Genomic DNA, 12,039 nt, shown 5'->3' with positions numbered 1-12,039 from the left:
CACCTCGCGCCGCGTGCGCTTGCGGCTCCCCAGACCCTCGGCATCACCGAACGACAGCTGCATCGCACTCACCCCGATCACGGTGAGGCATTGTCGCGCAATCGGGCGGAGTTGTTCAGACCTTCCCAAGCGCATGCATGGTCATCGCCATCGGCCGGCGACGGCGCGTGAAAGGCAGGCACGCCCCCGCGCAACCGCATCGCCACCGGGAACGCGACAGCCCGGCGCTTGGCGCGCGGGAACCGGACCCGGTAGAATTGCCGATCGTGTCAGCCCACTGACCCGCCGGAATAGCTCAGCTGGTAGAGCGGCGCATTCGTAATGCGTAGGTCGTAGGTTCGAATCCTATTTCCGGCACCAGTTCCGAACGCCCGGCCCCGTGCCGGGCGTTCGTCTTTCCGGGCGTCCGTGCCGCCTGCCTCGGCGGCGCCGTCCGGGACGCCGCCGGCGCGGCGCCTGCAGGGCCGGCCGCCATGGCCACGCGCGCCGGGTGCTAACGTAACCGCCTTCCCGGCCACCGCATCGCCCATGCGCCGAACCGCCCTGCTGCTGCGCCCACTGCTGTTCCTGCTCCTGGCCTGCCTCGCCCTGCCGGTGCGGGCGGACGGGCCGGACCTGGACAAGGCACGCCGCCAGCTGGAGACGATCGCCACCCGCCTGGAGCGCTACGACAACGACGCCGACCTGGCAGGGGCACGCGAGACGGTGCTGGACATCCAGGCAGCGGCGCAGGCGCTGATCGACGCACGCACCCCGGAGCTGGAGAGCCTGGACGCGCGCCTGGCAGGGCTGGGCGAGCCGCCGGCGGGCCAGCCCGAGCCGGCCGAGGTGGCGCGCGAGCGGCAGGCCCTGCTGCAGGAGCGCGCGGCGCTGGACGCGCAGCTGCGCCAGGCGCGGCTGGCGCTGGTCGAAAGCGGGCAGCTGCTGGACCGCATCGCCGCGCTGCGCCAGCAGCGCTTCGGCGAACTGCTGCTGGAACGGACCCCGCCACCGTGGCGGCCGGCGTTCTGGCGCCAGCTGGGCGCCAGCGCGCCGCGCGACGTCGCGCGCCTGCAGGCGCTGTGGCGGCAGGCGGCCGACGCGGCCCGCGGCCACTGGCGGGAGGGCACCCTGCAGCCGGCAGTGAGCCTGGCGCTGGCGGTGCTGCTGACCCTGGGCGCCGCGTGGCTGGGCCGGCGCCTGCCCGCGCTGGTGGCGGCGCGGACCCCGGCCGGCCCGCTGCGCCGCTCCGGCCCGGCCATGGCACGGGTGCTGCTGGCGCTGCTGGCCACGCTGTGCGTGGTCCAGCTGCCGCGCGGCGCGCTGCTGCCGGAAACGCTGCCGGCCAGCCGCGCCGCGCTGGCCGGGCGGGCGACCGGACTGGCGGTGTTCGTGACGGTGGCCGCCACGCTGGGACGCGCGCTGCTGTCGGTGGACCGGCCGTCCTGGCGGCTGCCGGCCATCTCCGACGAGGGTGCGCGGGCACTGCGCCGGTTCCCGCTGCCGGTGGCGCTGGTGGTGGCCGTGCCCAGCTTCGCCCGCATGGTGGTGGCGCAGGCGCGCACCAGCCTGGACCTGGCGGTGGCGGTCACCGGCCTGACCGCAGTGCTGTGCACGGCGCTGGTGCTGGCGGTGCTGCTGCGCATCCAGCGCCTGCAGTCGGGCGCGGCCGGCGACGGGGCCCCGCGCCCCCACTTCCGGCCGTGGATGAACCTGGCGGTGAGCCTGGGCTGGATCGGCGTGGGCCTGTCCGTCCTCGGCCTACTGACCGGCTACGTGGCCCTGGCGGCCTTCATCGGCCTGCAGCTGATCTGGGCGGTGACGGTGGTGGCCGCCGCCTGGCTGGCGATGCGCTTCGCCGACGACCTGGTGTGCACCCTGCTGGCCTCGCGCGGCGTGGCCGGGCGCCGGATCAACACCCGCTTCGGCATCGAGCCGCGCCTGGTGGACCGCACTGCGGTGCTGCTGTCGGCGGGCCTGCGCCTGCTGGTGGCGCTGGCGGCGCTGATCCTGCTGGCCCTGCCCTGGGGCTCGGGCGGCACCGACCTAGTGGAGCGCACCCTGCGCCTGCTGCGCGGCATCACCATCGGCGAGCTGGTGCTCAGCCCGGGCAACATCGCCCGCGCGCTGCTGGTGTTCGCCGGCGCGAGCCTGCTGCTGTACCTGTTCCGGCGCTGGCTGGAGCGGCGCTTCCTACCCACCACCCGCATGGACGAGGGCATGCGCGCCTCGGTGGCCACCCTGGCCGGCTACGCCGGGATGGTGCTGGCCCTGGCCATGGCGCTGGCGGCCATCGGCGTGAGCCTGGAGCGCATCGCCTGGATCGCCAGCGCGCTGTCGGTGGGCATCGGCTTCGGTCTGCAGGCGATCGTGCAGAACTTCATCTCCGGCCTGATCCTGCTGGCCGAGCGCCCGGTCAAGGTCGGCGACTGGGTGGTGGTGGGCGACGCCGAGGGCGACATCCGCCGCATCAACGTGCGCGCCACCGAGATCCAGACCAGCGACCGCACCACGGTGCTGGTGCCCAATTCCGAGCTGATCACCAAGGCGGTGCGCAACCGCACCTACGCCAATCCCGAGGGGCTGGTGAAGATCCTGCTGCCGCTGCCCTTGGCCACCACCGACGCCGACCAGGTGCGCGCGATCCTGCTGGAGGCCTTCCGCGCCCATCCGGCGGTCATGGAGGCGCCGGCGCCGGGCGTGCAGATCGACAGCATCACCACCGACCGCATCGTGTTCGCCGCCACCGGCTTCGTGCCCTCCCCGCGCCAAGCCTCGGCGGTGCGCAGCGAACTGCTGTTCACCATCCTGCGCAACCTGCGCGACCGGGGCATCCGCCTGGGCTAGCCGGCGCTCGCGCCGGCTCAGTCGACCAGCTGCAGGCGCAGTTCCTTGGGCAGGGCGAAGACCATGTCCTCCGGCTCGCCCTCCAGCTCGCCGACGCTGGTCGCGCCCAGCCCGCGCAGCCGCTCGATCACCCCGTCCACCAGCACCTGCGGCGCCGAGGCGCCGGCGGTCACGCCGATGCACTGTTTGCCCTGCACCCAGGCCGGGTCGATCTCGTGCGCGCCGTCGATCAGGTACGACTCCACGCCCTCGCGCCGGGCCAGTTCGGCCAGGCGGTTGGAGTTGGAGCTGTTCGGCGAGCCGACCACCAGCACCAGGTCGCACTGCCGGGCCAGCACCCGCACCGCGTCCTGGCGGTTCTGGGTGGCGTAGCAGATGTCGTCGTTCTTCGGGCCCTGGATGGCCGGGAACCTGGCGCGCAGGGCCTCGATGATGCTGCGGGTGTCGTCCACCGACAGCGTGGTCTGGGTGGTGTAGGCGATGTTGTCCGGCTGGCCGACCTCGAGCGTGGCCACGTCCTCCACGTCCTCGACCAGGTAGATCCGGCCGGCGCCGCCCTCGCGGTCCCACTGGCCCATCGTGCCCTCGACCTCGGGATGGCCGGCGTGGCCGATCAGCACCACGTCGCGGCCGGCGCGGCAGTGGCGCGCCACCTCCAGGTGCACCTTGGTCACCAGCGGGCAGGTGGCGTCGAACACCTTCAGCCCGCGCCGCTCGGCCTCCTCGCGCACCGCGCGCGACACGCCGTGGGCGCTGAAGATGACCGTGGCGTTGTCCGGCACCGCGTCCAGCTCCTCGACGAAGATGGCGCCACGGCGCTTGAGGTCGTCCACCACGAAGCGGTTGTGCACCACCTCGTGGCGCACGTAGATCGGCGCACCGAGGGTCTCGATGGCGCGCTTGACGATCTCGATGGCGCGGTCGACGCCGGCGCAGAAACCGCGGGGATTGGCGAGCAGGACGTCCATGGGGGTCAGTCGTTCCGGCCGGGACTAGCCGGCCCATAGCTTGGCACGGGGATCATGAACCGGTCTTGCGGCGGCCGTCGGCCAGGCCGGCCAGGGCGATGCCCACAGCGCCGGCGACGATCGCCGTGTCGGCGAGGTTGAACACCGGCCAGTAGTAGTCCCGCCAGTACCACTGGATGAAGTCCACCACGTGGCCGTGGACCAGGCGGTCGATCACGTTGCCCAGCGCGCCGCCGATCACCAGCGCGTAGGGCACGGCCTGGCGCCAGGCCCCGCGCGGGGTGCGCCACAGCCAGGTGCCCAGCAGCGCGCACACCGCCAGGGCCAGCACGGTGAAGAACACGGTCTGCCAGCCGCCGGCGCTGGCGAGGAAGCTGAACGCGGCGCCGGTGTTGTAGGTGCGGTACCAGTTCCAGAAGCCTTCCACCACCGGCACGGCGGTGTACTCGGGCAGGCTGGACAGCACCCAGGCCTTGCTCCACTGGTCCAGGCCGATGACCGCCGCCGACAGCAGCAGCCAGGGCATGGCGTTGGGGCGCGCGGCGGCCATTCTCAGAACCACTTCCGGTCTTCGCCCGGACCTTCGATGTTGGACACGCAGCGGCCGCACAGCTCCGGGTGCGCGGCCACCGCGCCCACGTCGGCGCGGTAGTGCCAGCAGCGCACGCACTTGGGCTTGGTGGTGGGCCGCGCGTTGACGAACACGTCCTCGGTGCCGGCCGGCTCCACGCTCACGTCGCCGCTGATGAACAGGAAGCGCAGCTCCTCGGCCAGCGGCTGCAGCCACGCCACGGTGTCGGCGCCGGCGGTGATGGTGATCTCCGCCTCCAGCGCCGCGCCGATCTGGCCGTTGGCGCGCATCGGCTCCAGCACCTTGGCCACCTGGTCGCGCAGGGCCAGCAGGCGCTCGAAGTCGGCCGCCGACAGCGGCGCGTCGGCCGGCAGCGGGGCCAGGCCCTCGTACCAGGTCTCGAACAACACGTTGTCCTTGCGCTGGCCCGGCAGGTGGCGCCACACCTCGTCGGCGGTGAAGCTCAGGATCGGCGCGATCCAGCGCACGAAGGCCTCGGCGATGCGGAACATCGCGCTCTGCGCGCTGCGCCGGCCGCGCGAGTCCTCGCCCATCGTGTACAGGCGGTCCTTGGTCACGTCCAGGTACAGCGACCCCAGGTCCACGCTGCAGAAGTTCAGCAGGGCCTGCACGATCTCGGCGAAGTCGTAGCGGTCGTAGGCCGCCTTGACCTTCTCCTGCACCTCCCAGGCGCGGTGCACGATCCAGCGGTCCAGCGCGACCATGTCATCCAGCGGGCGCAGGTCGCGCGCCGGGTCGAAGCCGTGCAGGTTGGCCAGCAGGAAGCGCGCGGTGTTGCGGATGCGGCGGTAGGCGTCGGAGATGCGCTTGAGGATCTCCTGCGACAGCGCCATCTCGTTGCTGTAGTCGGTGCTGGCGATCCACAGGCGCAGGATGTCCGCGCCCAGGGTCTTCATGATTTCCTGCGGCTCGATGCCGTTGCCCAGCGACTTGGACATCTTGCGGCCGTGCTCGTCCACGGTGAAGCCGTGGGTCAGGCACTGCCGGTACGGCGCGGCACGGTCGATGGCCACGCCGGTCAGCAGCGAGGACTGGAACCAGCCGCGGTGCTGGTCCGAGCCCTCCAGGTACAGGTCGGCCGGCTTGGGCAGGCCGCGCGCCGGCAGCACGCCCTCGTGGGTCACGCCACTGTCGAACCAGACGTCGAGGATGTCGGTGACCTTCTCGTAGTCGGCCGCCTCCGCGCCCAGCAGCTCGGCCGGTTCCAGCGCGTACCAGGCGTCGATGCCCTTCTGCTCGACGATGTCGGCCACGCGGTCGAGCAGCTCCACGCTGCGCGGGTGCGGCTCGCCGGTCTGGCGGTGCACGAACAGCGCGATCGGCACGCCCCAGGTGCGCTGGCGGCTGATGCACCAGTCCGGGCGGCCCTCGACCATGGCGGTGATGCGCGCCTCGCCCCAGGCCGGGAACCAGCCGACCTGCCTGATCGCCTCCAGCGCGTCGCGGCGCAGGCCTGCCTGGTCCATGGAGATGAACCACTGCGGGGTGGCGCGGAAGGCCACCGGGGTCTTGTGCCGCCAGCAGTGCGGGTAGCTGTGCTCCAGCTTCGCATGCGCCAGCAGGGTGCCGTTGCCGCGCAGGCCCTCGACGATGGCGTCGTTGGCCTTCCAGATGTGCAGGCCGGCCAGCTCCAGCGCGCCGAAGGCCGGGGTGGAGGGCAGGTACACGCCGCGGCCGTCCACCGGGTTGATCTGCGCGGCGGTGTAGCGGTCCACGATGCCGTACCGCTTGCCGACCGCGTAGTCCTCCTGGCCGTGGCCGGGGGCGGTGTGCACGGCACCGGTGCCGTCCTCGGCACTGACGTGGTCGCCCAGGATCAGCGGGATCTCCCGCCCGGCGTAGAATGGATGCTGCAGGAGGATGCCCTCCAGGCACGCGCCCTTGGCGCGGCCGTGGACCACGGTGTCGGCCACGCCGTAGCGGCGCAGCGCGCGGTCGGCCAGGGCCTCGGCCAGCACCAGCCAGCGACGCCCGTCCCCGCGCGCCGGACCTTCCACCAGCACGTAGTCCAGCTCCGGGCCCAGCGACACGGCCAGCGAGGCCGGCAGGGTCCACGGCGTGGTGGTCCAGATCGGCACCGCCACCTCGACGCCCTGAGGCAACTCCACGCCGAAGGCGGCGGCCAGCGCACGCCCGTCGCGCGCGGCGTAGGCCACGTCGATCGCCGGCGAGACCTTGTCCTGGTACTCGATCTCGGCCTCGGCCAGGGCCGAGCCGCAGTCGAAGCACCAGTGCACCGGCTTGGCGCCGCGCACCAGATGGCCATTGGCGACGATCCTGGCCAGGGCGCGCAGTTCGGCGGCCTCGAAGGCGAAGTCGAGCGTCCTGTACGGGTTGTCCCAGTCGCCGATCACGCCCAGGCGCTTGAAGTCCCTGCGCTGCAGCTCGATCTGCTCCAGGGCGTACTCGCGGCACTTCTGCCGGAACTGCTCGGCGTCGAGCTTGACCCCGACCTTGCCGTGCTTCTTCTCCACGGCGATCTCGATCGGCAGGCCGTGGCAGTCCCAGCCCGGCACGTACGGCGCGTCGAAGCCGGCCAGATAGCGCGACTTGACGATGATGTCCTTGAGGATCTTGTTGACCGCGTGGCCCAGGTGGATGGCGCCGTTGGCGTACGGCGGGCCGTCGTGCAGCACAAACAGGGGGCGGCCCTTCGCGTTCTCGCGCAGCCGCGCGTACAGGCCCTCCGCCTCCCAGCGCGCCAGGGTCTCCGGCTCGCGTCTGGGCAGGTCGCCACGCATCGGGAAATCGGTGGCCGGCAGGTTGAGTGTGGCTTTGTAGTCCTGGCTCACGCCGTGGCTCGCAGTCGTTCGGATTCGGAAAGGATGTGACGCGCCTGTTGCGCGTCCAGGTGCATCTGCCGGATCAGCGCCGGCAGGTCGGGGAACTTCTCCTCGTCGCGCAGCCTGGCGACGAACTCGACCTCGATGTGGCGCCCGTACAGGTCGCCGGCGAAGTCGAACAGGTGCGCCTCCAGCAGCGGCTCCACGCCCTCCACCGTGGGCCGGGTGCCGAAGCTGGACACCGAGGGCCAGGGCCGCTCGCCCACGCCGTGCACCCAGGTGGCGTAGATGCCCGACAGCGCCGGCACCTTCGGGAAGCGCAGGTTGGCGGTCGGATAGCCGAGGGTGCGGCCGAGCTGGCGGCCGCGCACCACGCGCCCGCCGATCGTGTACGGCCGGCCCAGCAGCGCGGCGGCGGTGGCGAAATCGCCGGCGCGCAGCGCCTCGCGGATGCGGGTGCTGGAAACGCGCCCGCCGGCGGCCTCCACCGGCGCGATCTGCGCGGCGGAAAAGCCCAGCTCCGCGCCCATGGCCTGCAGCAGGGCCAGGTCGCCGCCGCGGCGGTGGCCGAAGCGGAACTCCGGGCCGATCCACACCTCGCGCGCGCCCAGCCGGCCGACCAGCACCTGGCGGACGAAGGCCTCGGCCGGCATCGCGGCGAAGGCGGCGTCGAAGCGCAGCAGGCCCAGGTGGTCCACCCCCAGCCCCAGCAGGCCCTCGACCCGGCCGCGCGGCAGCAGCAGGCGCGGCGGCGGGTTGGCCGCGGCGAGGAACTCGCGCGGCAGCGGTTCGAAGCTCAGGGCTACCGCCGGCAGGCCCAGCGCGCGGGCGCGCGCGACGGTGTGGCGCACCAGCGCCCGGTGGCCCAGGTGGAGGCCGTCGAAGGCGCCGATGCAGACCACGCTGCCGCGCGGGCACAGCAACCCGCCCTCGACGTCACGGAACAGCCTGCTCATCGGATGGATAGACCGGATCTTCGCCCTGCCGGCGCCATCGCGCCGGCCGCGGGCCGAACCATGAAGTATAGCCTCCGCCGGCCATCCCCACCCCGCTCAGGCGCGCAGGTGGCGCGGCCGCAGGCCCAGGACCAGCAGCAGCGCCCCATAGGCCGCCACGCCGCCACCGACCAGCACGGCCAGGCGCCAGGCCCGCTCCCACCAGGCCCAGGCGTCCCACGCCGGCCACAGCCCGCGCAGCCACAGCACCGCCGCCGCCAGGGCCACGGCGCCGGCACCCACCTGCAGCAGCAGCCGGCCCCAGCCGCGCTGCGGGCGGTACACCCCGGTCCGGCGCAGCAGCCAGCCCAGCTGCAGGGCGTTGGCCCAGCCGGCGATGGCGATGCTCAGCGCCAGCACGGCGTGTCCGCCCTCCAGCCCGGCCAGCGCGTCCAGCGGCCGCCCGCCGGCCGCCGCCAGGGCGGCGCGGCCGGCCTGGGGGCCCCACAGCAGCAGCGCGAACAGGCCCGCGGCCGCGCCGGCGTTGCCCAGCACCGCCACCACCGCCGCACGCACCGGCGTCCTGGTGTCCTGGCGTGCGTAGAACGCCGGGGCCAGCACCTTCACCAGCAGGAAGGCCGGCACCGCCAGGGCCTGCGCCATCAGGCTCAGCGCGCTCATGCGCGCATCCTCGGCGTCGAAGCGGCCGTACTGGAACAGGGTCGCCACCAGCGGCCCGGCGCACAGGACCAGGCCCAGCGCCGCCGGCACGCCGATCAGCACGCACAGGCGCAGGCCCCAGTCCAGGGCGCGCGAGAAGCCTTCCGGATCGGTGGCGGCATGGCGCGAGGACAGGTGCGGCAGGATCACCGTGCCGATGGCCACGCCGAACATCCCCAGCGGGAATTCCAGCAGGCGGTCGCTGTAGTACAGCCAGGTCATGCTGCCGCCGGCCAGCAGGCTGGCCAGCAGCGTGTTGAGCAACAGGTTGAACTGCACCACCGAGGAACCGAACAGGGTCGGCACCATCAGGGTCATGACCTTGCGCACGCCGGCGTGGGCCAGGTCCAGGCGCGGTCGCGGCAGCAGCCCCAGCCGCGCCAGCGCCGGCAGCTGGAAGCCCAGCTGCAGGATGCCGGCGGCGAACACGCCCCAGGCCAGCGCCACCACCGAGCCGCCCATCAGCGGCGCCAGCCCGACGGCGGCGGCGATCATGGACAGGTTCAGCAGCACCGGCGACAGCGCCGGGATGGCGAAGCGCTGCCAGGTGTTGAGGATGCCGCCGGCCAGCGAGGCCAGGGAGATGAACAGCGCGTACGGGAAAGTGATGCGCAGCATCTCCACGAACAACGCGTGGGTGGCCGGGTCACGGGCGAAGCCCGGCGCGATCGCCCGGGCCACCCAGGGCGCGGCCAGCAGCACCAGCCCGGTCACCACCAGCAGCGCCGCCAGCAGCGCACCGGCAACCCGGTCGATCAGCGCGCGCACCGCCCCGGGCCCGTGCTTCTCCCTGTACTCGGCCAGCACCGGGACGAAGGCCATGGAGAACGAGCCCTCGGCCGAGAGCCGGCGCATGAAGTTGGGGATGCGGAAGGCGGCCACGAACACGTCCATGGCCGGGTTGGCGCCGAAGACCACGGCGTAGACCTGGTCGCGGACGAGGCCGGAGACCCGCGACAGGAAGGTCATCGCCGAGAACACGGCGGTCGAACGCAGCAGGCGCGGACCGCTCATCGGCCGCCCCCCGCCCCCGCCGCCCCGGGCCGGTTGACCCAAGTGGTTGAATCCTCCATAATTTCGCGTTCGCTAGGTTCCACCATTTCCCGCAACCAGTTATCCAGGAATCCACTGCCGTGGCCAACATCAAGTCCGCCAAGAAGCGCGCCAAGCAGACGGTCGTGCGCAATGCGCGCAACGCCGCCCAGCGTTCGCAGCTCCGTACCGCCGTCAAGAAGGTCATCAAGGCCCTGGACGCCAACGACGTCGCCGGTGCCGAGGCCGCCTTCGCCATCGCCCAGCCGCTTCTGGACCGCTTCAGCGCGCGCGGCCTGATCCACAAGAACAAGGCTGCCCGCCACAAGGCGCGCCTGAATGCCCGCATCAAGGCGCTGAAGTCCGCCGCCGCCTGAGGCCGCGTTCCGGGCAACAGCGTCCGCATGCACGAAAAACCCGGCTCCGGCCGGGTTTTTCGTTGCCTGCCACCGGGTCTCAGCGGGCCGCATCCGCGTCCCGCTCCTCGGCCTCCTCCGCGCGCAGCCGGTCCAGGAAGGCCATGACCTCGAGCATGATCGGCCAGGTGCCCTCGCGGCCCAGGGCCGAGACCAGGAACCAGGGGCCGGTCCAGCCGAGCTCCTCGACCACCTCGCGCGCCCGCGCGGCGGCCTCGTCCTCGAACATCAGGTCGGCCTTGTTGAGCACCAGCCAGCGCGGCTTGGCCAGCAGCTCCGGGTCGTGCTTGCCCAGCTCGCGCTCGATGGCGCGCACCTGCTGCGCCGGCGAGACGCCCTCCACCCCGCCCTCCATGGGCGCGATGTCCACCAGGTGCAGCAGCAGGCGGGTGCGCTGCAGGTGGCGCAGGAACTGGGTGCCCAGCCCGGCGCCCTCGGCCGCACCCTCGATCAGGCCCGGCACGTCGGCGATGACGAAGCTGCGGTGCGGCTCGACACTGACCACGCCCAGGTTCGGGTAGAGCGTGGTGAACGGGTAGTCGGCCACCTTGGGCGTGGCCGCCGACACCGCGCGAATGAAGGTGCTCTTGCCGGCGTTGGGGAAGCCCAGCAGGCCCACGTCGGCCAGCAGTTTCAGCTCCAGGCGCAGGGTGCGGCGCTCGCCCGGCGCGCCCGGGGTGGCCTGGCGCGGGGCGCGGTTGACCGAGCTCTTGAAGTGCATGTTGCCCAGGCCGCCCTTGCCGCCGCGCGCCACCAGCAGCCGCTGGCCGTGGCGGACCAGGTCGCCGATCACCTCATCGGTCTCGACGTTGGTGACCACGGTGCCGACCGGCACGGTGATGACGATGTCCTCCCCGCCCTTGCCGTACATCTGCCGGCCCATGCCGTTCTGGCCGCGCTGGGCGCGGAAGATCTTCTGGTGGCGGAAGTCCACCAGGGTGTTCAGGTTCTCGTCGGCCTCCAGCCAGACGCTGCCGCCGTCGCCGCCGTCGCCGCCGTCCGGCCCGCCCAGCGGGATGAACTTCTCGCGGCGGAAGCTGACGCAGCCGTTGCCGCCATCGCCGGCGATCACTTCGATTTCAGCTTCGTCGACCAGTTTCATGGCAGGGGCGGACCGGGGGTTGGGAAGGAGGACGCGGGTGCAAGTCTAGCAGCTTGTTGAAATTCTCCCGCGCCAGAGCTTGCTTTCAAGCCCTCTGTTTGCGATATCGACCTCAGCCATAGTGGAGGGCGTGGGATGCGCGGTGCAGACGTCACTCAGGAATCGTTGTTCACGGTCGCCAAGCTCGCCGACTTCGTCCCGGCGAACCATCCGCTTCGATCCATTCGGGAGCTGGCCGATGAGGCGCTCAGGCGCATGAGCGGCCTGTTTTCGGCGCTGTACGCCGATACCGGCCGCGCCTCCATCGCGCCGGAGAAACTGATGCGGGCGCAGCTGCTGCAGCTGTTCTACTCGATCCGGAGCGGGCGGATGCTGATGGAGCAGCTCCACTACAACCTGCTGTTCCGCTGGTTCGTCGGTATCGCGATCGACGAGCCGGTCTGGGATCACTCCGTGTTCTCGAAGAACCGGGATCGTTTGAACGGAAACGAGGTGGCGAGCGAGTTTCTGGCCGAGGTGGTGCGGTTGGCGGAAAAGCGGGGCCTGATGTCGGACGAGCATTTCTCGGTCGACGGCACGCTGCTGCAGGCGTGGGCCTCGCACAAGAGCTTCCGTCCCAAGNATGGGACGCCGAAGGACCCACCGGGTGGTGGGCATCGCAACGC

9 protein-coding genes and 1 tRNA gene are annotated in these 12,039 nt (G+C 72.1%); 4 read left to right on the top strand and 6 right to left on the bottom strand.

Annotated elements, in window-relative coordinates; genetic code table 11:
• Positions 1 to 284 precede the first annotated feature (284 nt).
• Positions 285 to 360 (top strand) — tRNA-Thr (locus tag CR938_RS12230).
• Between the two features lie 168 nt (positions 361 to 528).
• Positions 529 to 2,826, top strand: coding sequence for a DUF3772 domain-containing protein (locus CR938_RS12225; RefSeq protein WP_162125283.1), 2,298 nt, complete (start codon positions 529 to 531; stop codon positions 2,824 to 2,826).
• Between the two features lie 17 nt (positions 2,827 to 2,843).
• Here the strand turns inward: CR938_RS12225 and ispH are convergent, their stop codons facing one another.
• From ispH to murJ, 5 genes are all read right to left on the bottom strand, one after another.
• Complete coding sequence (gene ispH / locus CR938_RS12220) at positions 2,844 to 3,794, bottom strand: 4-hydroxy-3-methylbut-2-enyl diphosphate reductase (RefSeq protein ID WP_162125282.1); 951 nt, start codon at positions 3,792 to 3,794, stop codon at positions 2,844 to 2,846.
• 52 nt (positions 3,795 to 3,846) lie between these two features.
• Positions 3,847 to 4,344: a signal peptidase II gene (lspA, locus tag CR938_RS12215; protein WP_162125281.1), complete on the bottom strand. Its 498-nt coding sequence runs from the start codon at positions 4,342 to 4,344 to the stop codon at positions 3,847 to 3,849.
• A gap of 2 nt (positions 4,345 to 4,346) precedes the next feature.
• The gene (ileS, locus tag CR938_RS12210) at positions 4,347 to 7,178 is read right to left on the bottom strand and encodes an isoleucine--tRNA ligase (protein WP_162125280.1); all 2,832 of its coding nucleotides are present in this window, start codon (positions 7,176 to 7,178) and stop codon (positions 4,347 to 4,349) included.
• Positions 7,175 to 8,125, bottom strand: coding sequence for a bifunctional riboflavin kinase/FAD synthetase (locus CR938_RS12205; protein ID WP_162125279.1), 951 nt, complete (start codon positions 8,123 to 8,125; stop codon positions 7,175 to 7,177). The genes ileS and CR938_RS12205 overlap by 4 nt, the downstream gene beginning before the upstream one ends.
• Before the next feature lie 96 nt (positions 8,126 to 8,221).
• Positions 8,222 to 9,838: a murein biosynthesis integral membrane protein MurJ gene (murJ, locus tag CR938_RS12200; RefSeq protein WP_162125278.1), complete on the bottom strand. Its 1,617-nt coding sequence runs from the start codon at positions 9,836 to 9,838 to the stop codon at positions 8,222 to 8,224.
• 119 nt (positions 9,839 to 9,957) lie between these two features.
• On the opposite strand from murJ, the gene rpsT reads away from it, so the two are divergent.
• Positions 9,958 to 10,233 carry a 30S ribosomal protein S20 gene (gene rpsT, locus CR938_RS12195; protein ID WP_162125277.1) on the top strand — a complete coding sequence of 92 codons (276 nt, stop codon included), beginning with the start codon at positions 9,958 to 9,960 and terminating at the stop codon, positions 10,231 to 10,233.
• Positions 10,234 to 10,312: 79 nt separating this feature from the next.
• Here the strand turns inward: rpsT and cgtA are convergent, their stop codons facing one another.
• Positions 10,313 to 11,374 (bottom strand): Obg family GTPase CgtA, encoded by a 1,062-nt coding sequence (gene cgtA, locus CR938_RS12190; RefSeq protein ID WP_162125276.1) that lies wholly within the window; start codon positions 11,372 to 11,374, stop codon positions 10,313 to 10,315.
• Between the two features lie 135 nt (positions 11,375 to 11,509).
• Between cgtA and CR938_RS12185 the strand changes: the two genes are divergently transcribed.
• The coding region (locus CR938_RS12185) for an IS5 family transposase (RefSeq protein ID WP_162125275.1) at positions 11,510 to 12,039 on the top strand (530 nt) is incomplete at its 3' end.

The sequence above is a fragment of the Pseudoxanthomonas taiwanensis genome, assembly GCF_010093135.1.
GTDB classification, from domain to species: Bacteria; Pseudomonadota; Gammaproteobacteria; order Xanthomonadales; family Xanthomonadaceae; genus Pseudoxanthomonas; species Pseudoxanthomonas taiwanensis.
The sequence above is the reverse complement of the archived record's forward strand: the minus strand, read 5'-3'. Positions and strand labels throughout refer to the sequence as shown.